The sequence below is a fragment of the Candidatus Brachybacter algidus genome, assembly GCF_016707225.1.
GTDB classification, from domain to species: domain Bacteria; phylum Bacteroidota; class Bacteroidia; order Chitinophagales; family Saprospiraceae; genus Parvibacillus; species Parvibacillus algidus.
In genome coordinates this window covers 361,151-382,932 of sequence record NZ_JADJID010000002.1, presented here as the reverse complement: position 1 = coordinate 382,932, position 21,782 = coordinate 361,151, and the positions used below count along the sequence as shown (strand labels likewise).

Annotated in this window: 20 protein-coding genes and 1 pseudogene; 12 read left to right on the top strand and 9 right to left on the bottom strand. The window is 36.3% G+C overall.

Translation table 11 applies throughout. The annotated features are described in order from the left end of the window. Window positions 1–100 precede the first annotated feature (100 nt). From IPI15_RS07455 to IPI15_RS07435, 5 genes are all read left to right on the top strand, one after another. A complete protein-coding gene (locus IPI15_RS07455) occupies window positions 101–313 on the top strand; it encodes a hypothetical protein (RefSeq protein WP_287400396.1) in 213 nt (70 codons plus the stop codon). Between the two features lie 64 nt (window positions 314–377). Continuing rightward, window positions 378–1,619 (top strand): hypothetical protein, encoded by a 1,242-nt coding sequence (locus tag IPI15_RS07450; protein WP_287419743.1) that lies wholly within the window; start codon window positions 378–380, stop codon window positions 1,617–1,619. Window positions 1,620–1,879: 260 nt separating this feature from the next. Beyond that, a complete protein-coding gene (locus tag IPI15_RS07445; RefSeq protein WP_287419741.1) occupies window positions 1,880–2,764 on the top strand; it encodes an ion transporter in 885 nt (294 codons plus the stop codon). 541 nt (window positions 2,765–3,305) lie between these two features. Then, window positions 3,306–3,686, top strand: a complete 381-nt coding sequence (locus IPI15_RS07440; protein WP_287419740.1) for a GxxExxY protein — start codon at window positions 3,306–3,308, stop codon at window positions 3,684–3,686. Window positions 3,687–4,825: 1,139 nt separating this feature from the next. After that, the gene (locus IPI15_RS07435; RefSeq protein ID WP_287419738.1) at window positions 4,826–5,206 is read left to right on the top strand and encodes a GxxExxY protein; all 381 of its coding nucleotides are present in this window, start codon (window positions 4,826–4,828) and stop codon (window positions 5,204–5,206) included. Window positions 5,207–5,526: 320 nt separating this feature from the next. On the opposite strand, the gene IPI15_RS07430 is transcribed toward IPI15_RS07435, so the two are convergent. The 5 genes from IPI15_RS07430 to IPI15_RS07410 are packed head-to-tail and all read right to left on the bottom strand — an operon-like array spanning window position 5,527 to window position 8,612. Continuing rightward, window positions 5,527–6,048 carry a glycosyltransferase family protein gene (locus IPI15_RS07430; RefSeq protein WP_287419736.1) on the bottom strand — a complete coding sequence of 174 codons (522 nt, stop codon included), beginning with the start codon at window positions 6,046–6,048 and terminating at the stop codon, window positions 5,527–5,529. After that, complete coding sequence (locus IPI15_RS07425; protein ID WP_287419734.1) at window positions 6,048–6,653, bottom strand: lipid-A-disaccharide synthase; 606 nt, start codon at window positions 6,651–6,653, stop codon at window positions 6,048–6,050. Before IPI15_RS07425 ends, IPI15_RS07430 begins: the two co-directional genes overlap by 1 nt. Before the next feature lie 11 nt (window positions 6,654–6,664). Continuing rightward, window positions 6,665–6,991 carry a hypothetical protein gene (locus tag IPI15_RS07420; protein ID WP_287400389.1) on the bottom strand — a complete coding sequence of 109 codons (327 nt, stop codon included), beginning with the start codon at window positions 6,989–6,991 and terminating at the stop codon, window positions 6,665–6,667. A gap of 1 nt (window position 6,992) precedes the next feature. Next, on the bottom strand, window positions 6,993–7,763 hold the full coding sequence (surE, locus tag IPI15_RS07415) for a 5'/3'-nucleotidase SurE (protein WP_287400388.1): 771 nt from the start codon (window positions 7,761–7,763) through the stop codon (window positions 6,993–6,995). Next, window positions 7,764–8,612, bottom strand: coding sequence for a CARDB domain-containing protein (locus tag IPI15_RS07410; protein WP_287400387.1), 849 nt, complete (start codon window positions 8,610–8,612; stop codon window positions 7,764–7,766). 351 nt (window positions 8,613–8,963) lie between these two features. Here IPI15_RS07410 and ffh point away from each other — a divergent pair, with 351 nt between their 5' ends. Continuing rightward, a complete protein-coding gene (ffh, locus tag IPI15_RS07405) occupies window positions 8,964–10,304 on the top strand; it encodes a signal recognition particle protein (protein WP_287400385.1) in 1,341 nt (446 codons plus the stop codon). A 928-nt stretch (window positions 10,305–11,232) separates the two neighbouring features. Then, a pseudogene (locus IPI15_RS20135) lies at window positions 11,233–12,137 on the top strand (IS982 family transposase). A gap of 12 nt (window positions 12,138–12,149) precedes the next feature. Here the strand turns inward: IPI15_RS20135 and IPI15_RS07385 are convergent. Next, entirely contained in the window at window positions 12,150–12,524 is a 375-nt protein-coding gene (locus IPI15_RS07385; RefSeq protein WP_287400381.1) for a VOC family protein, read from the bottom strand. Between the two features lie 405 nt (window positions 12,525–12,929). After that, entirely contained in the window at window positions 12,930–14,546 is a 1,617-nt protein-coding gene (locus IPI15_RS07380) for a T9SS type A sorting domain-containing protein (protein ID WP_287400380.1), read from the bottom strand. 605 nt (window positions 14,547–15,151) lie between these two features. On the opposite strand from IPI15_RS07380, the gene IPI15_RS07375 reads away from it, so the two are divergent. The 5 genes from IPI15_RS07375 to IPI15_RS07355 all read left to right on the top strand — a co-directional run bounded on the left by IPI15_RS07375 (window position 15,152) and on the right by IPI15_RS07355 (window position 18,408). Further along, window positions 15,152–16,195 carry an NAD(P)-dependent alcohol dehydrogenase gene (locus IPI15_RS07375; protein ID WP_287400378.1) on the top strand — a complete coding sequence of 348 codons (1,044 nt, stop codon included), beginning with the start codon at window positions 15,152–15,154 and terminating at the stop codon, window positions 16,193–16,195. 130 nt (window positions 16,196–16,325) lie between these two features. Beyond that, entirely contained in the window at window positions 16,326–16,694 is a 369-nt protein-coding gene (locus IPI15_RS07370) for a hypothetical protein (RefSeq protein ID WP_287400377.1), read from the top strand. Between the two features lie 189 nt (window positions 16,695–16,883). Beyond that, window positions 16,884–17,102, top strand: coding sequence for a helix-turn-helix transcriptional regulator (locus IPI15_RS07365; RefSeq protein WP_287400376.1), 219 nt, complete (start codon window positions 16,884–16,886; stop codon window positions 17,100–17,102). Next, complete coding sequence (locus tag IPI15_RS07360; RefSeq protein WP_287404357.1) at window positions 17,099–17,425, top strand: HipA N-terminal domain-containing protein; 327 nt, start codon at window positions 17,099–17,101, stop codon at window positions 17,423–17,425. Before IPI15_RS07365 ends, IPI15_RS07360 begins: the two co-directional genes overlap by 4 nt. Beyond that, window positions 17,422–18,408, top strand: coding sequence for a type II toxin-antitoxin system HipA family toxin (locus IPI15_RS07355; RefSeq protein ID WP_287400375.1), 987 nt, complete (start codon window positions 17,422–17,424; stop codon window positions 18,406–18,408). The genes IPI15_RS07360 and IPI15_RS07355 overlap by 4 nt, the downstream gene beginning before the upstream one ends. A 35-nt stretch (window positions 18,409–18,443) precedes the next feature. Here IPI15_RS07355 and IPI15_RS07350 read toward each other — a convergent pair whose 3' ends face one another. Both IPI15_RS07350 and nuoL read right to left on the bottom strand, forming a co-directional pair. Next, on the bottom strand, window positions 18,444–19,886 hold the full coding sequence (locus tag IPI15_RS07350; RefSeq protein WP_287419727.1) for a complex I subunit 4 family protein: 1,443 nt from the start codon (window positions 19,884–19,886) through the stop codon (window positions 18,444–18,446). Window positions 19,887–19,892: 6 nt separating this feature from the next. Continuing rightward, the gene (gene nuoL / locus IPI15_RS07345) at window positions 19,893–21,776 is read right to left on the bottom strand and encodes an NADH-quinone oxidoreductase subunit L (RefSeq protein ID WP_287419725.1); all 1,884 of its coding nucleotides are present in this window, start codon (window positions 21,774–21,776) and stop codon (window positions 19,893–19,895) included. Window positions 21,777–21,782 lie beyond the last annotated feature (6 nt).

Sequence of the window (21,782 nt, the reverse complement as noted above, 5' to 3'; positions counted from 1 at the left end):
GTGCTTCTGTGGGCCGAGGGGGAGGCTTCACATTCTTAGATGAAATTTTAAACATCCCTTCTCTCGCATTTTCTTAAGTTTGTAAATCAAAAACCACTTCATGAACTGGAAAGTTATAACCACTGAAGAACAATATCAAATTGCAATTAAAAGAACGTTATTGATATTTGATTCTGAACTTAGAACCGATCTAGGTGATGAATTGGCATTATTATTGCTGATTGTAAAAGATTATGAAGCTAAAAATATAAGTTTACCATCATTAGACCCTTTAGAAGTAATTAAATTCAGGATGGAAGAAAATGGAATTTGAAGTAAAAATAATCGTTTCATAAATTTACTTTATATTCAAAACTCATTTAAAATACTGAAAATTTATGAAATTTAGAACTAAAATCGTTTACTTATTTTTTATAGCAATATTAGCAATTATATTTTTTTCATTCAATTCTAAACCATATTCCAAATGGAATAAAATTGAAAATGATGGGCCAGCACTAATTGTCAAGAGTGAATATCCTTTAGAATATCTAAAATGTTATGTTTTTGAATTAGGACCACAACCATTAATCTTGCAAAGTGATGATGGATTGACATGGAGATATAAATTTTATCCATCACAGGAAGATTTCAATCCTACAGAAGTAAAATTTATAGGATTTTCAAAGGATGGCACTTATTTCCACAACAATAAAAAAGATGAATCACAAACAAAACTCAGAGTTGGAGAAGTAAAAGCGAAGGTGTTTAAATTAAGCCCGAATATTTATTTTAAAAACAGTGAGGAAAAATCAGAGTCTGAAAATTTTTCAGAATGGCCAGCATTCACAATGTATGAAATGAAAAAGTTAAAAGCATTAGCGGCTCCCGGAGAGAAGGCCTGTCCAATAACTTATGATTATGACTATTTCGTGGTAAGACAAGAAAAAATTGAAAATGGTAAAGGAACTGCAAAAGTGAAATTTAATTATCCTCCATTAATAGATGTAAATTCTATAAATTGGAAAACATTTGGGACTGACAGAATCGTCGCTCATGGTACTGAAAATACGTTGCCCCCGGGAGATTATACGATCTCTATGATGTACAATGTTTGTGTCAATATAAATGTTTCATTTTTTGTTGAAGGTTGCAATAATTTAATTGTAGGATTGATTCTCCCTGATTGTCTCAGTGATAAGCCACCGGTAGACGTGTCCTTTGAACCTACAAATGAAAAGAAATTAGTAAATATTGATTGGTCTGATGGAAAAGACGGAGAGACCTTTACTACAATTAATTCTTTTGGTAAACATTATGTCGAAGTAACTGACATTTTGGGCTGTATGACGAAGGAGTATTTTGAACTTGACTCGGTTGATTTTTTAGATAATATTAAATATAATGTTTTAAAAGAAAGTGAAAATTCATACAAGGTGAATTTAAAATTACCGGAAGAAATGAATGCTGAATCCTGGAGATGGTACATTGTTTTAAAGGCTGACTTGGATTCCGATTATCCTGAAGATGAATTCGAATATAATAAGAAAACATTTCTGTTACAACAAGCCGGAACTTATCTCTTGAAAATTATAACATCAGAGGGATGTCAATACCAGAAAGATTTGATAATCAAGTAGAATTACTTGAATTTTTTTGCGAGGTGAAACCTGACATAATTAAACACCAAATAAAATTAAAATTTATACTTTTTCATATATTTATTAAATAAAATTTGTAACTAATTTCCAACTAAAGTCAGCTCGCCCTTGGCCCCTTCAAAATGGTAAAATCTGCTCCTCATCAAATTTTCAGAATCAAAGGTAATTCAAAGTATTCTTGGCAAATTTAATTTTGGAAAATCAAACATGCAATTGTAAAATTATTCCTAAATTGGATCATGAGCATTTACAAAATAATTCCTGATCGCATCGACGTCGTCCAATCTCAGAACCGTCCGGAAGATGAAAAATCCTGGCAATATAAACTCTATGTCATTATTTTTCAAGCCAATACTCCTGCTGGTAAGATATTTGATACTTTCTTGTTTTTCTTGATCTTGTCAAATATTGCTTTATTATTAGCGGAGAGTGTAGAGTCATATTCCGCAAAATATGGGCATATCTTCCAGCAACTGGATATGATATTCATGGTCATATTTAGTATCGAATATATCTTGAGACTAATGTGCGTCCGGAGTAAACGTGTATTTGCAAAAAGTATATACGGCGTCATAGATCTATTGGCAATTCTTCCATCCTTTGTAGAGTTTTTCATACCAAACACTCATATGCTGATGATCATCCGTTCTTTCCGCTTACTCAGAGTATTCAGGATATTCCGTATGGTTAAATTTCTGGATGAAAGTCGGGACCTGGTCTTTAGTCTGGTGCGAAGTTCCCGGAAGATTGCAATATTCCTGTTTTTCATGTTAGTCTTAACATTTTTCCTTGGTTCTGTAATGTATGTCATCGAATACGATCATAATCCAAGTTTTTCATCTATTCCACAAAGTATCTATTGGGCCATTGTGACGATCACAACTGTCGGGTATGGTGACATTTCACCGCTTACTCCAATGGGTAAAGTCCTAGCCTCTTTCATAATGATACTCGGGTACGCCATCATCGCCGTTCCTACAGGTATCATCGGTTCTAATCTTATCAAAGAAATGAAATACAAAAGAAATGATTTAGTCTGCCAAAACTGTAATTTAGTTGGCCATGAAGACGATGCGGTTTATTGCAGGAGATGTGGAAATGAGCTGAAACATAAGATGGAGTGATTGTCTGAATCACGGATTGAGCGGATTAAAAGATTTCACTGAATGTTGTTTGTACATTTCCTCCTTGTAATTGCTGTCTTATACCATTAGCATAACCAAGATTTTAATAGTTTAAAAAGTCTATGCCATCCGTGCAATCATTTTAATCCGTGATTCAGACAAAAAGAATCATTCTGAATCACGGATTATTTGGATTAAAGGATTTCACTGAATGTTAATTGTACTTTTCCTCCTTGTAATTGATCTCGTTTGTCATAAGAATAACCATGATTTTAATAGGTAAAAAAATCCGTGTAACCTGCGTAATCATTTCAATCCGTGATTCAGACTAAGAGAATCATTCTGAATCACGGATTAAGCGGATTAAAAGATTTCACTGAATATTAATTGTACTTTTCCGCGTCGTATATGATAAAAATCCGTGACATCCACGTAATCATTTAAAATCTGTGATTCAGACAAAGAATCATTCAGACAAATAAAAAATTTCCCCAGGTCATTGTTTTTAATTAAATTTGGTTTCATTTAACCCCCCGCTATTATGAAAACACTATTAAAATATCAAGACATCACCGAAAAAATATTGGGCGTTTCCTTCGAAGTGCATAAATATTTAGGAAATGGATTTCAGGAAGTTATTTATCAACGTGCATTGGCATGGGAATTAGGTAAAAAGGGATTATCCTATGCTAGAGAAGTCGATCAGGAAATTTATTACAAAGAACTAGAAGAGCCAATTGGAACACGCCGTGCAGACTTTGTTGTTGAAGGTAAGGTACTTGTAGAATTAAAAGCAATTAGTCAGCTTGAAGATGTTCATACTGCTCAGATACTGAATTACTTAAAAGCCTATAAACTTGAAGTAGGTTTGTTAATAAATTTTGGCAGTAAATCTCTAACTTTTAAAAGATTGGTACGCTAAAAAATCTGTGGCATCCGTGTAATCAATTAAATCCGTGATTCAGATAAAGAGAATTTTTCTGAATCAGGGATTAAGCGGATTAAATGATTTCACTGAATGTTAATTGTACATTTCCTCTTTGTACTCGCTGTAACATGCAATTAGCATAACCGTGATTTTAATAGTTTAAAAATCCGTGCAATCTGCGTAATCATTTAAATCCGTGATTCAGACAAAAAGAATTATTTCTGAATCACGGATTATTTGGATTAAGGGATTTCACTGAATGTTGATTGTACATTTCCGAAACGTAATAGATTTTAGTTTTCATCATATTAACCATGATTTTGATGTGTAAAAAATCCGTGTCATCCGTGTAATCATTTCAATCCGTGATTCAGACAAAGAGAATATTCTGAATCACAGATTAAGCGGATTAAATGATTTCACTGAATGTTAATTTTGCATTTCTGTACTGTGGTTGATTTTAGATGTCATCAGTATAATCCATGATTATAATAGTTTAAAAATCCGTGCCATCCGTGTAATCAATTAAATCCGTGATTCAGACAAATAATCATTCTGAATCACGCTTGCCTGCAATTAGGCAGGGATTATTTGGATTAAAGGATTTCACTGAATTTTATTTGTACTTTTCCTCCTTGTAATTGATCTCGTTTGTCATAAGAATAACCATGATTTTAATAGGTAAAAAAATCCGTGTAACCTGCGTAATCATTTCAATCCGTGATTCAGACTAAGAGAATCATTCTGAATCACGGATTAAGCGGATTAAAAGATTTCACTGAATGTTACTTTTACATTTAAACTTCGTAATTGATAAAAATCTGTACAATTTGTGTCATCTTTTCAATCCGTGATTCAGACAAAATAGAATCATTCTGAATCACGCTTGCCTGCAATTAGGCAGGGATTAAGCGGATTAAAAGATTTCACTGAATGTTTATCGTACATTTCTGCGTCGCGCTTTAAATCTCTTGTCATTATTATAAAACGTGATTTTTTCAAGTATAAAAAATCCATGACATCCGCGTAATCATTTAAATCTGTGATTCAGACAAAGAATCATTCAGACAAATAAAAAATTTCCCCAGGTCATTGTTTTTAATTAAATTTGGTTTCATTTAACCCCCGCTATTATGAAAACACTATTAAAATATCAAGACATCAGCGAAAAAATATTGGGCGCTTCCTTCGAAGTGCATAAATATTTAGGAAATGGATTTCAGGAAGTTATTTATCAACGTGCATTGGCATGGGAATTAGGTAAAAAGGGATTATCTTATGCTAGAGAAGTCGATCAGGAAATTTATTACAAAGAACTAGAAGAGCCAATTGGAACGCGCCGCGCAGACTTTGTTGTTGAAGGTAAGGTACTTGTAGAACTAAAAGCAATTAGTCAGCTTGAAGATGTTCATACTGCTCAGATACTGAATTACTTAAAAGCCTATAAACTTGAAGTAGGTTTGTTGATAAATTTTGGTAGTAAATCTCTAACCTTTAAAAGATTGGTATGCTAAAAAATCTGTGTCATCCCTGCAATCAATTGAATCCGTGATTCAGACAAAAAGAATCATTCTGAATCAGGGATTAAGCGGATTAAATGATTTCACTGAATGTTACTTGTACATTTAAACTTCGTAATTGATAAAAATCCGTGCAATCCGTGCAATCATTTAAATCCGTGATTCAGACAAAATAGAATCATTCTGTATCACGCTTGCCTGCAATTAGGCAGAGATTAAGCGGATTAAAGGATTTCACTGAATGTTAATTGTACTTTTCCTCGTCGTAATTGATAAAAATCCTTGCAATCTGTGTAAACATTTAAATCCATGATTCAGACAAAATCTTTCAACCGTTCTACCATATCCTCCGCCATTCTTTCAGCCACGCCCGGTTCACCGATCATCGTAGCCAATTCCTTATACTCCTCCAAAATCTTGTTTCTATATTTCACATCTTCTTCCAATAAAGCTAATTCCGCTTTTAAATTTTCCGGAGTTAAGTCGCCCTGTATTAGTTCTTTGACGATCGGTTTATTTGCGATCAGATTTACAAGTGAAATATATTTTACATCCACAAAGGTTTTTGCAATGCGGAAATTCAGCGGAATAGTCTTGTAACATACTACCTGTGGAACATGAAATAATGCAGTTTCCAACGTAGCTGTACCACTCGTCACCATAGCAGAAGAAGTATGTTGGAGGAGGTCGTATGTTTTATCAGTAATTATTTGAACGTGAGACTTCCACGCTGGATGATATTTATTCAGAATTTCAATGAATAATTCTTCAGAAAGTAAAGATGTTCTCGCAATTACAAATTGTTTTACTGGCAATAATTTCATTGCACTAACCATCACCGGAAATATCTTTTTAATTCCTGCATTCTACTACCCGGAAGCACTGAGATGTAAGATCTTTCAGTTAAATTATTGTTAGATAAAAATTGATCATCCGGTCTAAATGCATCGACTGAATCCAATAGCGGATTACCCACATAGGTTACATCCACGTCATATTTCTTATAAAAATCCACCTCGAATGGCAGAATACAATACAATCTATCTACATGTTCCTTTATGATCAAGGCCCTGTCTGCCTTCCATGCCCAAACAGTCGGAGAGATAAAATAGAAGACTTTAATTCCGTTTTGATGCGCCCATTTAGCCATCTTTAGATTAAACCCGGGATAATCAATTAAAATCAGCGCATCAGGTTTGTTTTCAAGCAGGTATTTTTTGATTATCTTAAAACTTTTCTGAATCGTTGGTAGATTGGCAATCACCTCGACAAAACCCATAAATGCAAGATCCTTTAATTCTCTATGCAATTTAACACCGGCAGCATTCATCTTTGGACCGCCCCAACCATCTAGTTGTATCGAAGGGTCCTTGTGCAAAAGTGCCTTAGCAAGATTCGCTCCATGTAGATCGCCTGAGGCTTCTCCCGCGAGTAAGAACATATTTAGGCCCATCAGAAATTGACCATTATTTCCTTCCCGTAGATCACAAACCAAAGCAGAATAAACGCAAAAGTAGGAAAGACTAGTCCCCGCATAGCATTGGTAAATCTTCTACTATTGAAGAATTGAATTACAATGAGATTGCCGCAAATAGCCAAAACGCCAATTGTGCGGATGGTCGAAGGGAAAGTTTCCCAGATCTGTGGAAGTATTCCACCTGAGATTAACGCATCCTTGAGACTCAACAAGAGTGCATAAGCAATAATTGGCACTAATGCACCCATAATTATGCCTAACAACATGGAGTCTTTTGAAAATATCGTTTGATTGGATTTCATGCTATTCTTCGAAAAAATTATAAGATAAAAGTGATTTATAATGGGTCAGATCATATTGTGACGGGACGACAGAAGCGAAACCATTGTCCAATGCCCACATATCGGTATCATCTCCAGAATCACGGTTGACAAATTCTCCGGAAAGCCAGTAATATTTTTGTTTCCGCGGATCTTCTCCAACCTTGAACTCTTCTTTCCAATAACCATCTGCCTGTCTGCAAACTTTTATCCCCTTTAGCTCTCCCGGAGATACTTTAGGTATATTAACATTCAATAATTTACATTTATCATGAAATCCATGGACCATAGCTTTCTCAAGCATGGATCTCACCACATATTGAGCTGTGGAAAAATCTGCATCAAAATTATAATCCAACAATGAAAAACCAATGGAATTAATTCCTTCTATTGCAGCCTCCATAGCAGCACTCATAGTGCCTGAATATATGATATTAATTGAAGCGTTAGAACCATGATTTATACCTGATAGGCAGAGGTCGATATGTTGATCTTTCCTTAATACTTTTTTTGCAAGTTTGACGCAGTCAGCAGGGGTACCGTTGCATTCGTATGCGTCTATACCTTCAAATTTGTCCACTTTATTAAGACGTAAAGGGCTTTCAATAGTAATAGCATGTCCCTGACCGGATTGCGGTGAGTTGGGCGCAACTACTATTACTTGTCCAAAATCCCTGGCAACCTCCACTAGGGCAGCTATTCCGGGTGCATTCATGCCATCATCGTTGGTGACCAAAATCACAGGTCTTGTCATTTATTTCAGTTTTATTTTTATTGGCCCCGAAGCATCATTTTTACTATCAGGATCATTCCATTTACCGGAACGCATGACGGCAAAAATATATGATTTTCCTTTAGCATAATGTTTTCCAAAGGTTATTTCTTTAATAATTTCAGTGTCTTCGCCATTTCTGCTGGGTGGAACTATAAAATTCATGACCAGTGCATCGGCTGCATCCAGCACCTTATCCTTGGACAAAATGATATCAATAGTTTGTCCGGGCTTAGGTGCTCTTGTGCCTTTGATTGAAAAAATGATTTTTGATTTCACCGGTTTATTGCGAATGATCTTTTTTGGGGCTTTGATTAGTACAAATGATTTAATAGCGCCATCATAGGTATACATGCCGTCTTTATAACTAGCGGGATCACCTATTTTGACACCCATGAATTTATTGTTATTGTCTGGTGTAGGATCAGCGCCATTTCTTGGATTCGGATCAATAGCTGCAGTAATATATACGAATTTACCTTTGTACTCCTCGGGGATGACAATGAGTTGAGAGAAATCCAACTTTGTGTCCTGTTTCAATGGCATAATAATTTTTGAACTGTTCACATCATCCTGTGTAAGCATGGCTTCGTCGCTATCACTGACCCAAAAGTCGATGCGGGTGCTTTCAGAGGTTGTTATACCCAGATTCATGACTGTAAGCTGTACGGCTATTCCCTCACCTTGAATAACTTCTTTTTTCAAGGCTTCCATTTTAAGAATCTGTAGGTCGACACCAGGATATAGTGTATCTCTGGTAGATTGAGCAGATATTACCGATAGGAAAGAAAACTGTAAAATAAGGATGAATAATGTGTAAATATGTTTCATCTTAAATCATTTTAATGGATTAAATGTGATGACTCGATAAACATAAAGTGACAATTTTGCCAATTTTGTAAATATATAAATTTTTGAGATAAAGAAGGAGCTGAATAGTAGAAAGGTTTCTAAGGGCAAGTATGTTGAACAAGAGTAATAATTTTCAAAAAGAGAATTTTTAGTAAATATTTATTTTAATCAAAATCTCCAATTTAAGGAGATAACTCATTTACATAATGCGGCAAATAATAAACTTTTGAGTTAAAACGGTAATCATTGACATATGATATTACCATAATGAACCAATTCCTTTCAAAATCATTTCTATATTTGCACTTCTAAAAATATCATTTCAAGATTATGTTTGAAAGTTTAAATGAAAAGCTCGAAGGAGCATTCAAGTCATTGAAAGGAGAAGGCAGCTTAACAGAGTTAAACATTGCCACTTCAATAAAAGAAATTCGTCGCGCACTGGTAGGAGCGGATGTCAACTATAAGATAGCCAAAGAATTTACTGATAAAGTAAAGGATCAGGCGATGGGCGAGAAAAACGTCCTAAAAGCTGTCAAGCCGGGTGAATTGATGGTCAAGATCGTCATGGACGAATTGATCGACCTCATGGGCGGTACATCGGAAGGAATCTCTCTGTCCGGAAATCCTTCTGTCATTCTCATTTCAGGTCTCCAAGGTTCAGGTAAGACGACTTTCTCAGGAAAGCTGGCATTACACCTAAAAGAAAAAAGAAGCAAAAAAGTATTACTTGCTGCCTGTGACGTATATCGTCCGGCGGCTATAGATCAGTTGACTGTATTGAGCGAACAGGTCGGTGTAGCTATTTACAAAGAAATAGAAAATAAAAATCCTGTTGAAATAGCGACACATGCTATTGCATACGCCAAAGAGCATGGCTTGGATGTCGTCATCATAGATACCGCAGGTCGACTAGCAGTGGATGAGGCTATGATGAATGAAATAGAAGCAGTCAAGAAAGCCATTAATCCATCAGAGACCTTATTTGTAGTGGATTCCATGACCGGACAGGACGCAGTGAATACCGCCAAGGCATTCAACGATAGACTTAATTTCGACGGGGTTGTATTGACCAAACTCGATGGTGATACCAGAGGTGGAGCAGCCCTTTCCATTAAATATACTGTAGGCAAACCTATCAAATTTGTTTCTACAGGTGAGAAAATGGATGCACTTGATGTGTTTTATCCTGATAGGATGGCGCAAAGAATCCTGGGGATGGGTGATATTGTTTCCTTTGTTGAAAAAGCTCAGGAGCAATTCGACGAAGCAGAAGCTGCAAGGATAGAAAAAAAGATCAAACGCAACAAGTTTGACTTCAATGACTTCCTTTCTCAGATCAATCAAATCAAGAAGATGGGTGATATCAAATCCCTGATCAATATGATACCCGGTATGAGCAAGATGACTGCCAACCTTGATATAGATGAAAAGGCATTTGGAAAAGTAGAATGTATCATCCAAAGTATGACCCCTCAGGAAAGAGGCAACCCTGAATTACTAAATCCAAGTCGTAAAAGAAGGATTGCCAAAGGTGCCGGCAAAGACATCAATGAGATCAATATGTTTATCAAACAATTCGATCAGATGCGTGGCATGATGCACAATATGAGCACAGGTAAGGGTATGGGCAACATGGGCATGCCGGGTATGGGAAGGTTGAGAAAATAAGTAATATTTATTAAATTATCTTTTGTTTTCTAAGGGAGAGGTAAAAAGTTGCTAACAAAATAAATATATCAGGCTGGTAGCCAACTACTTGCATTACATATAGGATAAAAGACTCCCCCTGCCACCCTCAAAAGGGCAGGGTCATTCAGTTCTCTAAAACTTTAATATCTAACTCGTTGATAAATTTAATAAGTGTTGCTTAAATTTTTTTATAATCATGGTATTATGACGCCAATCAACACCCCGGCTGCCGCCACCCCTCTGCAAGCTAGGGTTTATACATAAGTATTTTTTCAATAAAAGGCTTAATTAGAAAATTAATATAATTGTTTGTTATTGAGTTACTTATAAGCAAAATGAATTTTGCAGACACCCGAACGTAGGTTAACCTACGCTCAGCACTTCATAGCGAATGCTGTACAATATTTAAAGTTAAAGCTTAGATCGTGAGGCTCGGCGTAGGTTAACTTACGTCGTTGTGTCACCAAAGTTTACTTTGAGAAATAGAAAAAGATGTGTATAAACCCTAGCTATGTAAGAGGGGAAGTTAAGACTTTTTTCTTCTATTTTTTAATGTGCTGATATTCAGCGCTATACACATAACAACAAAATATAAGTGAATGCGCTGCTCAAAAGGGGGAAATCTACTTAACGGCATTTGCGTTTATCATTTTACACTTAAGGGGTTTTTTGATTTTTGAAGCAAAGAATTTCTGGTGAACTAATTTCTACTTTTTAAATATAGATTTAGCAATAAAAGCACTTTCAGCTTTCCATTTCCAATTCTATAGCTTAACACCTATTACCATCACCGCTTCTTAATTAACGTGAATAATGGATAAGAAAAAAGGCTAAATATTATAAAAATAGGAGAATATTTAATATATTAGTGTCTGACAAACAACGATATAAATCAAATAATTCTCCTATGGATAAGCACAAAGTTATAGAAATTTTCATTACTGTTGACGATTTTGCAAAGGATTTGATGAAATTGAGTGCAAAAGGGCTATTTCAACTGGAAATAAGAAATTCAGAAATCGAAAATCATCAATGTGTCTATCAGAAAAGATGACGATTTACATTTGCTTTCATTTGAGTTCTTATACCAATTTTAAAAGATACTATAATGAATTGGTTTTAGTTCATTGGAGAGATCTGTTTCCTGGATTGGTTACATATGAGCGATTTAATCAGACACAAAACCGACTTTTTGTTCCATTGTTGATGTTTTGGAAAACAGATGTTTGGGAGCATGCACCGGAATTAGCTTTATTGACTCAACAACCTTAAATGTTTGTCACATAAAAGGAAAAGCAGAACAAGGTTTTCAAAGGTTTTGCGACTAAATCTAAAAGCACAATGGGCTGGTTTTTGGGTTTAAACTTCACCTGATCATTAATGACAAAGGTGAGTTGTTGAACTTCTACCTGTCCAAGGCAAATGTAGATGACAGGAATCAAGACATTCTCCCGTAATGGTAAAAGAAGTTTTCGGAAAACTCTTCGGCGACAGAGGATATATATCTGATAAACTAGCCCAATTCCTATGGAATGATGGTGTAGACTTGATCTTTAAAAGACGTAAAAACATGAAGTCTATGAACTTATCTGATAACGATAAGGTGCTGCTGAGAAAACGAGCCCTAATAGAATGTGTCAATGACGAATTGAAAACCAATGTAACATACAGCACACCAGACATAGAGCTCTGCAAGGATTTTTGAACAATGCGATTTCTGCCCTCTGTGCATATCATTTCTTTCCTAAAAAACCTAGCATTAAATTAAGCACGACCGAACTCTCCAAAGAGGTATATTTGAATGTTGCTTAACCATTATTCACGTTAATTAATACCGGTGACCCACCATGTGTTCCCAAATGGGTCTTCTACGCCTCCGCTTCTTCCATAAGGAAGATCGCTGATTTCTGTGACAACTCGCCCACCGCCATCAAGGATCTTGTGGTAAGTAATATCAGCATCCTCTACGTAAATAAAAAAATGGCTATTCTGGACGGAAAATTGTTCGGTAGCCTCTGCAAACATAATGGTGCTGTCTCCTATTTTGATCTCTCCATGCATTATTGTGATTCCATCTTCTCTCATGTGAGTGTTCAATAAATGGCCGCCGAAAGTGTTCTGAGCAAAACTAGAAAAGGCAGCTGCATCCTTGATGATCAGGTACACCATTACCTGCTGATGGTCTTGTGGAATTTTCATGAGGAAATATTTATGTGAAAGTAAAAAATTTTATGGAGATAAAAATGGATTCGAATTAAGAAACCTCCTAAAACTAATGTGTGGATTTGAAGAGAATCAAATCCACACTTAGTCAAAAAACAAGATCTTTCGACCTTGACACACACTTTAAAAAATCAAATATAATGAATTGTTAATGACACTTCACTTGAACTAGGACAAGAATTTTATCATTTAAAACAAATTTTATCAAAATATTCAAATATTATGGAAAACGACAATAATATTCACCGATATATTGAGGTAAGCAACAAGTAAATTATCAATTTCTTATACTGTATTTAGGTACTCACTTACATTTTTTTTTAAAAAAAGGCAGTCATTTTTCAACGACTGCCTTTATAAATGTGTGTATTTCTAAGTGGATTAGTTGACCAGAAATCTTAAATGGGTAGCTTTACCTTGTTTGTCTTTGGCTATCGCTACATAAAATCCTGACTGTACTTTATTTAGTGCAACTTCAAAAGAATTTTCACCTTTGGCTGCTTCAAATTTATCAGTAAAAATTATCTGAGATTGTGCATTCATTATTTTTACTTCAACAGGTCCTGATGCTTCTGCATTAAATTGCAAATTAAATCGTCCGTTATTTGGATTAGGAGAAATCGAAGAGTTAGAAATTGATGCTTTAGAATCACATTTTACAGTGACTACATTGGAATAACTTTCAAAACCCTTTTCTTGAACTGCAAGCCTGAAATATTTGTAATTTGTATTATTCGTAGTATATGAATAGTTGAAATCAGTCCCTTTAGCATAAAGTTTGCCATCTACTTCAAAGTTTTTACCATCTACTGAACCTTCTACGTTATAACCTGTGATATTCACTTCCTCAGATGTCAACCAGTCAAGTTGGATTTCTGAGCCGTTGCACTCACCGTTAAAATATAACAATTTGATAGGAAGTGGCAATTGACCAATTGTAAGGAGATCACGATAGTTTTGATTGGTACATATGTTTCCAAAATCTAAAGTATCCAGTGGTGTCATTGTTTCAGGCCTGATCGTTATACCAGGTGCTGGAGACTCAATATCCATGATCTTTACACCAGTTTGTGAAACATCAAAAAATCTTATAGGATTCCCTGAGTTACTTCCTACAAATGTACCTTGTTGCTTTGTTTGCTCTGTCATATAAAATTCGCCGGAACCATTTACTGTGCCACCATTGGTAAATCTTACACCTCTTATCTGGGCCAACGGGCCATTGACAATCTTCGAACCACCGTTAAGCTGTATGTGAGAACTGTTTCCATCCTCTCCTGCAGACCAGACGAAACCATTATTTTCAAAATTATTACCATTGTGATTCATTCCTTTAGCAAAGACGATTCTACAATTATTAATAACATTGGTACCTGAGTTAATATTTACTTGCTTGCCAGCATAAGCCATACCTTCATTCAAGAATGTGCCTTGAGGGTTAAAGTTGCCATCCTGAACACGCAATACTCCGTAATTATTTATAGTAGAATTGTTATTTGTCGATATATTATGTCCTGATCCTTTTGACATTACAATACCATAATTGTTAAGTGTAGAGCCTTGGTTCAGGTTAAAGTCTACATTCAGGAAAAATCTTCCTTCCCATTCATTGATGATCGTGACCGCACCATTGAAGTTGAGACTTTTGTTTAAAACAAATCTACCGAAGTTATCAATCTTGGCACCTGTGGAGAAAGAAAAAGACTGACTCGGTTGAAGTGTACCATAATTTACTATTTCACCGGCAAAGTTATTTATGTTGCCTGGTTTAAAATTAGCTCCAGCGCAGATGAAAAGTTTACCACCGGCATAAAGATTGAAATTACCTGTAAATGTTCCTGCTTTGAAACACTTCGTTTGACCATTGGTGATATCGACGTTTCCATTACCTGCGGATATGGTATTCTCTGGAGTACAGTCACATTGCGCTTGCAAAGTAGTTGAACCCAAAGATATGGTAAAAAGAATAAAGAGTGATTGTAAAAGAAATGATTTCATTAGAAATTTAGTTTAAATATGAAAAGAGTGTGTTTAATAAATTTGCTTTGTATACTGGAGTGCTTGATTCGAAAGTTTTTAATATTTTTAGATCCTGTTGCTTGTATTAGCCCGATTAAATTTCTCTAGTTTAATTTGCACTGTAAAACTTACCTTCATTTTCTATTAATTCCGTCGTCCTTTATCCCAAAAAAGTAGACTTACGAATAGACTTTCATTTTGGATTTATTAAAAATAAAATTTTTAATAAATCCACTTTTTAAGATCTGAATCGTTATTGTACGTTTACATATTGAATTCAGAAATCGTTAAGAAATTATTTAAAACTCAAAATCAATTTAAAATACCTATGACAATAACTCTAAATACTTCCTTGATAATGAATAGTTTAAAGAATACTCTTTATAACGTAATTTCTGGAGCAAAGTTAGCGTAGATTGTACACTATGTATACAATTATTTGTTAATAATCAATAATTTGGATAAAGGATTACTCAGGGAATATTTAATATTGCTATTGCCTTAAAATCAATAATTTTTAATAATAAAAGAAGTCAAAACCTTTTAGGGAGAAATTTTATTAAGTTGTAATAAAAGAAACAAAAATGCTAAAAACTAAAGCTTACGCAGCGCAATCCGAGACTTCACCCTTAGCCCCCTGGAACTTAGACAGAAGGGATCTGACATCTTTTGATGTGCAAATTGAGATTCTATATTGTGGTGTTTGCCATAGTGATTTACATACAGCTCGAGGTGAATGGTATAATTCTGTGTATCCAGTGGTCCCGGGTCACGAGATTGTTGGTAAAGTCATCGCTGTAGGTTCGGATGTTAATAAGTATACAACAGGTGACATCGTTGGTGTAGGTTGCATGGTAGATAGTTGCAGTACATGTGCTAGTTGCCTCGATGGGCTGGAACAGTATTGCGAGGAAGGTTCGACCGGAACATACAACAGTCCTGAGCGCGACGGCAGCGGGATGACCTATGGCGGGTATAGCAATATGATCATAGTTCGCGAAGATTTTGTTTTACAAATATCAGATAATTTACCATTAGAGGCTGTGGCGCCTTTGCTTTGTGCAGGCATCACCACATATTCACCGCTTAGACATTGGAAAGTAGGTAAGGGTACAAAAGTTGCGATCGTAGGACTGGGTGGACTTGGTCATATGGCTGTTAAACTTGCTGTTTCTATGGGTGCAGATGTGACTTTGCTAAGCCACACTGCTGCTAAAGCTTCTGATGCAGAAAGACTAGGAGCACATCATTTTGTGTTGACTTCTGATGAAGAACAAATGAAAGCGGTTCGAAATTCATTTGATTTTATTCTGAATACCGTTTCAGCACCCCATGATTACAACCCTTATATACAGTTGTTAAATAGAGATGGCAATATGGTGTTGGTTGGTGCTCCACCTCCAGGTCCAGGTCTAATCGCTTTCAATTTGATCGGAGGTCGCAAAAGTATTTCAGGATCATTGATTGGCGGCATTGCCGAAACTCAGGAAATGTTAGATTATTGTGCTGCACATAACATAGTGAGTGACGTGGAAGTCATCGATATTAAGAACATCAATGAGGCATACGAGAGAATGTTGAAAGGTGATGTAAGGTATCGATTTGTGATTGATATGTCTACTTTGTAGGAATAATAAATTATAAATGGAGCGCAGAGCATAAATTCTGTTCAAGAAGTTAGGGATTACAATGCCTGGACAGTAAGTAATAACGCAGATAAAACTAAGAGAAAGAGCAATAAGGCAAATACCAGTTAATATGGAAAAGGAATTATCTGATTTTAATGTTCTTGAAGAAATCAACTGTATCTGTGCCCGCCTTCCTTTAAGTCATTTGAATTATATCAATTGCGCTCTAGGGATGGATGCTACTGAAGGTAGATATGGAGAAGTGACCATGAGAAAATGCATTCATTGTCATAGAAAATGGATCTTGTATGAGATGGAGGATGAAGGGTTCAGCCATTCAGGGCGGTGGTATACCGGAATCGTTGAGGATAAAGATGTGTTTTGGATCCGAACTTACAATGCATTTGTATATGTGAAGGAGTTGTCATGGTATTTATATGGCGGATCGTATTATAATTCTACAGGTATTTTTCACAAATTAAACGCAAGACAATCTTAAAAGTATATGGTTTGCTATAATCTAAGGATTCAATAGCAGCTATATTATCTAATTAAAGTGCAATATACAGCACTAATACTTGGGTCTAATTACCAAATTTATCATATTATTGATAATAGTGCAATATAATGCTCTTTATAATTTAATTAATGTTTAGTGTAGTATATTTGTATAAATAAATGTTATATAATGCACTTTTTAGAATTAATAAATAAAATAAAAGAACGCAGAAATTCACTTGATGTTACACAAGAAAGTCTTGCAGAACTATCGGGAGTTGGCCTTAGGACATTAAAACAATTTGAAAGCGGAAAAGGCAATCCAACTTTAAATACCCTCCAAAAGTTGGCTGATGTATTGGGCCTGCAGATTTCTTTAAAAATCAAAGATGTCAATCCCAATAAATGAGACATGCTAAAGTATTATTCAAAAATGAAGAAGCAGGAATATTGATTCAACATGATGATGGATCTTTTTCCTTTATCTATCATGACGAATGGATAACACACGACAGGCCAAGCATTAGCCTTACTTTACCCAGGTCTGAACGAGAATTTCACTCAAAATTTCTTTTCCCCTTTTTTTTCAATATGCTTCCTGAAGGTTCTAATAAGGAGGTGGTATGCAGATTGAACAGAATTGATCCCCATGATTTCTTTAGCATATTGATGACGACTGCTAAGAACGATAGCATCGGAGCAGTAAGGGTCATACAAATGGAAACTAAATGAACTTAACGGAAATAAAATATTGCCCCGCTACCTTATCTGAAGGATTTCAGACTTACAGCAGAACTGCTTTAAATCGGATGTTTAAAGGAAAAAAAGTACATCACGTCTTACCTTACGATTCACCATCATCGAATACTGAAACAGATAAACTTTTTGAAAATAATCAAAAACACCTATCCCTGTCCGGAGTGCAGGAGAAGTTTTCCGTACTACTCGAAAAAAATAAATTAAGATTAATCAACGAAGAGGAGCATGGTACTTATATTTTAAAACCGATTCCCAATGCCGGCAAAAAGGCAGATCAGATGCCTGCCAATGAGCATCTGACCATGCAGATCGCAAGACAGATTTTTGGTATAGAGACTGCGGAAAGTGCATTGATATTTTTTAAAAATGGAGATCCGGCATATATTACCAAGAGGTTCGATGTAAAAGAGGATGGAACAAAATGGGCACAGGAGGATTTTGCCTCACTGGCAGGTAGAACACCTCAAACTCATGGAACACATTATAAGTATCTTGGAAATTATTCAGAGTTGTTTGATCTAATGAAACAATACTTGCCACTTTACAAACTGGAAGCTCCGCGACTTTTAAAAATCCTGATATTCAATTACCTTTTTTTAAATGGAGATGCCCACTATAAAAACTTCTCCATCATTGAAACTCCGATGGGAGATTACCGCCTAAGTCCCGCATACGACTTGCTTAATAGTCGAATTCATATAAATGATAAAGAGTTTGCATTGGATGATGGATTAATGCCGAAAAATCATGTTCAGGGAAAGGTCCGTTCTCAATTTACCAAATTAGCAGAGCTGGCGGGGATCAAAGAAAAGGTCTTTCAGGATATTATGTCACTCATGGTATCAAGATCACATTTGGTTGAAATAATGATATTCAACTCATACCTAAATGACGCTACGAAGAGAAATTATTTGCAGGCTTATCAGGGAAGGCTGAAGCAATTGGTAAAAAGATAGATGGGATTCAGTATTGTTTTCTTACAAAAAGTTTTCTACCCCACAAAGCCCAAAAACGACTTAACAGCGCTTCCACTCATATCCAGAATAGACTGAGGGAAAATACCCAGGATTACTACGAAGAATGCAACGATGCCAAGTGAAACACCTTCAATGCTGTTGACTTCCTCGAAATGTTCTGTACTTGGCTTGGTGCCCCCGAACATCACCAATTGGAAGATGCGCAGCATATATACCGCACAGAAGATAATTGTTAATCCGGCAAAAGCACCCAACCATGCATTGTAAGTAAAGACACTTTTTAACAATAATAATTCACCCGGGAAACCATTGGTCAATGGCACAGCCATGGCACCACAAACGATGATGAAACTCAATAAGGCGAATATAGGAGCCTTACTCGCTATGCCACCCATCGTTGTTATATCTCTAGTTTTTAATCTTTTCTCTAAGATATCTGCTACTAAAAATAGACCGACGACATTGATACCGTGGTTAAACATTTGTACAAATCCTCCTTGCAGTCCTGCTTCTGACATCGTAAATAATCCTGCCGCGATCAATCCTACGTGTGACATAGAACTCCAAGCTACCACTCGTTTGATATCATTTTGCCTGATAGCGATGACAGCTCCATAGACGATACCGATAGCAGCTAACACAATTAGTGTCATCTGCCATTGCACCATGCCTTCAGGAGCCAATCCCATCATCCAACGCACTGCGCCAAATGTACCCATCTTGAGCATTATACCACTCAACAACATAGAACCCACCACCGGTGAAACCGTATAGGTATCCGGTTGCCATGAATGGAAAGGGAAGACTGGCATTTTGACCGCAAAGGCAAGAAATAATCCAAGGAAAACCAGGCTAGCTTCACCACCACTTAATGCCACGGACATCAAAGCATCAATGCTGAAACTATGCGGAACAGGTGTTTTAAGATATAAATAGATCAAAGAAACCAACATGAATAGTGAACCCACGAAGGTGTATATGAAAAATTTGATCGTGATATTGATTCTATTCTGACCACCCCACATCGCACAGATGAAGTAGATCGGAATCAATGCCATTTCCCAGAAGATATAGAATATCAATCCATCCAGCGCCATAAATACACCATTCATGCTTCCAATCATCAAAAAGATCAGTGCATAAAGATTGGTTCCTGTAGAAAATGGTTTGTCAAAAGTACTAAGGATAATTATTGGCAAGACTACTGCAGAAAGCATCAATAAAATGATACTCATGCCATCGATGCCTAGTTTGAAGGAGATCATTGGATCTGTTATCCATGGATAATCTACCATATGCTGCATCATTCCGTCACCTGCCATTGTCGAAGCAGCATATCCGGTGATGCCCATCAAAATCAGAGAGGCTATTAATGCCAGTAATTTAGCACCGCTTCCCTTGTATACAAAGAAAAGTATGCTAAATAAAAACGGTACAATTACAAGCCACAATGACATATGATCTTACATCCAATAGTTATATAAAAATAAAGCAATAGCACCGATGACCATACCCAGCAGGTAGATCTCCAGGTTGCCATCCTGTGTCTTACGCAGCATATTAGCAAGACCTTTGACAATTGAGCCAAATCCTTCCACTATCCTGTCTATAAAACTTTTCTCCATGTAGTCATGAGCTACCCGCGAACCGAACTGAACCGGTTCCACAATGACAGTGTCATAGATCTCATCTACATAGAATTTATTTGCAAAGGTCTTATTCAGACCATGTATCTTATCGTCAGCAGGGGCAATATCCTTGTTGACAGCATATTTTCTGTAAGAATAATAGATAATACCTAGTATGATGGCAGTTGTAACACCCATCAAAATCCATTCAGTGGTATGAGATATCTCGTGTATGCCCACTCTTCCAGTGATGACCGGTTCAAGCCAGGACGCAAGGAAATGATTACCGTGGAATAATTCAGGTATATTCAAAATACCTCCTGCAAGTGAAAGTATAGCTAGTATCCACAATGGAATCGTCATGCTTGACGGAGACTCATGCAGATGATCTTTCTGATGATGCGTGCCTTTGAAATCTCCAAAAAATGTAAGATAAAATAACCGCAACATATAAAACGCCGTCAGAATAGAGATAACCAGCACCATGCCCCATACCCATGGCGCATAAGCAAATGACCTGGCAAGAATCTCATCCTTTGAGAAGAAACCAGACATCAAAGGGAATCCGATGATAGCCAACGTTCCAATCAGGAAGGTCCAATAGGTTGAAGGTAATTTTTTTCTTAATCCACCCATACTTCTGATGTCTTGCTCACCACTCATGGCATGGATGACACTACCAGCACCAAGAAATAACAATGCCTTGAAGAAAGCATGTGTCGTCAAGTGAAATAACGCAGTATCATAAGCTCCTACGCCCAATGCCACGAACATAAGTCCCAACTGAGAAACGGTAGAATAGGCGAGTACTTTCTTTATATCATTTTGCTGTATAGCAATCAGTGCCGCCATTAATGAGGTAACTAAAGCGACCACCAAAATAACTTCCTGCGCTACTTCACTGCTTAGGAAGATGGCGTTGGATCGGATGACCAGATATATACCTGCTGTCACCATCGTTGCCGCGTGTATGAGTGCAGAAACCGGCGTTGGTCCTGCCATAGCATCAGGCAGCCAGGTAAACAAAGGAAGCTGAGCACTTTTACCAACAGCACCTATAAATAATAAAAGAGCGATGGCAGTCAATGTAGAATTGTCCAGCATACTGATATTCGGCAGGATCTGTACGAAGTCAAGTGACTTGAACTGATTCCATATCAAGAACATACCCAGTAAAAAACCAAGGTCACCTATCCTGTTCATGACAAATGCCTTGCGTGCTGCGTAGCCATATTCTTTATTCTTGAACCAAAATCCTATCAATAGGTAAGAACAAAGTCCTACACCCTCCCATCCAAAAAACATAATGAGGTATGATGATCCCATTATCAAGGTCAACATAGAGAAAATGAATAGATTCAAATAAGCAAAAAACTTGTAGAAACCTTCGTCATCATGCATGTAGCCGATGGAATAAATATGTATTATACTTCCTATTCCGGTGATGATCATCATCATCCATACAGAAAGTTGATCTATATAAAAACCAATATTAAGCGTAATTTCATTTAGTGTGATCCAGTTAAACCATACATATTGTATAGGTTGGCCCGTTTCTTTGATCTGCAGAAATAAAGACACAGAAAGGAAAAATGGAATGACTACCATCAAAGTACCGAGAATACCGACGACATTTTTAGGCATTTTTTTTCCTAAAAGTCCATTGATAATAAAACCAATGAGAGGAAGTAGAACTATATATGGTATGGTTTCTGCCATTGCTTT

Excerpts from the sequence above, each read along its gene's own strand:
- IPI15_RS07455 (WP_287400396.1), top strand. The coding sequence starts at position 101 with ATGAACTGGAAAGTTATAACCACTGAAGAACAATATCAAATTGCAATT.
- IPI15_RS07450 (WP_287419743.1), top strand. The coding sequence starts at position 378 with ATGAAATTTAGAACTAAAATCGTTTACTTATTTTTTATAGCAATATTA.
- IPI15_RS07445 (WP_287419741.1), top strand. The coding sequence starts at position 1,880 with ATGAGCATTTACAAAATAATTCCTGATCGCATCGACGTCGTCCAATCT.
- IPI15_RS07440 (WP_287419740.1), top strand. The coding sequence starts at position 3,306 with ATGAAAACACTATTAAAATATCAAGACATCACCGAAAAAATATTGGGC.
- IPI15_RS07435 (WP_287419738.1), top strand. The coding sequence starts at position 4,826 with ATGAAAACACTATTAAAATATCAAGACATCAGCGAAAAAATATTGGGC.
- IPI15_RS07430 (WP_287419736.1), bottom strand. The coding sequence starts at position 6,048 with ATGGTTAGTGCAATGAAATTATTGCCAGTAAAACAATTTGTAATTGCG.
- IPI15_RS07425 (WP_287419734.1), bottom strand. The coding sequence starts at position 6,653 with ATGTTCTTACTCGCGGGAGAAGCCTCAGGCGATCTACATGGAGCGAAT.
- IPI15_RS07420 (WP_287400389.1), bottom strand. The coding sequence starts at position 6,991 with ATGAAATCCAATCAAACGATATTTTCAAAAGACTCCATGTTGTTAGGC.
- surE (WP_287400388.1), bottom strand. The coding sequence starts at position 7,763 with ATGACAAGACCTGTGATTTTGGTCACCAACGATGATGGCATGAATGCA.
- IPI15_RS07410 (WP_287400387.1), bottom strand. The coding sequence starts at position 8,612 with ATGAAACATATTTACACATTATTCATCCTTATTTTACAGTTTTCTTTC.
- ffh (WP_287400385.1), top strand. The coding sequence starts at position 8,964 with ATGTTTGAAAGTTTAAATGAAAAGCTCGAAGGAGCATTCAAGTCATTG.
- IPI15_RS07385 (WP_287400381.1), bottom strand. The coding sequence starts at position 12,524 with ATGAAAATTCCACAAGACCATCAGCAGGTAATGGTGTACCTGATCATC.
- IPI15_RS07380 (WP_287400380.1), bottom strand. The coding sequence starts at position 14,546 with ATGAAATCATTTCTTTTACAATCACTCTTTATTCTTTTTACCATATCT.
- IPI15_RS07375 (WP_287400378.1), top strand. The coding sequence starts at position 15,152 with ATGCTAAAAACTAAAGCTTACGCAGCGCAATCCGAGACTTCACCCTTA.
- IPI15_RS07370 (WP_287400377.1), top strand. The coding sequence starts at position 16,326 with ATGGAAAAGGAATTATCTGATTTTAATGTTCTTGAAGAAATCAACTGT.
- IPI15_RS07365 (WP_287400376.1), top strand. The coding sequence starts at position 16,884 with ATGCACTTTTTAGAATTAATAAATAAAATAAAAGAACGCAGAAATTCA.
- IPI15_RS07360 (WP_287404357.1), top strand. The coding sequence starts at position 17,099 with ATGAGACATGCTAAAGTATTATTCAAAAATGAAGAAGCAGGAATATTG.
- IPI15_RS07355 (WP_287400375.1), top strand. The coding sequence starts at position 17,422 with ATGAACTTAACGGAAATAAAATATTGCCCCGCTACCTTATCTGAAGGA.
- IPI15_RS07350 (WP_287419727.1), bottom strand. The coding sequence starts at position 19,886 with ATGTCATTGTGGCTTGTAATTGTACCGTTTTTATTTAGCATACTTTTC.
- nuoL (WP_287419725.1), bottom strand. The coding sequence starts at position 21,776 with ATGGCAGAAACCATACCATATATAGTTCTACTTCCTCTCATTGGTTTT.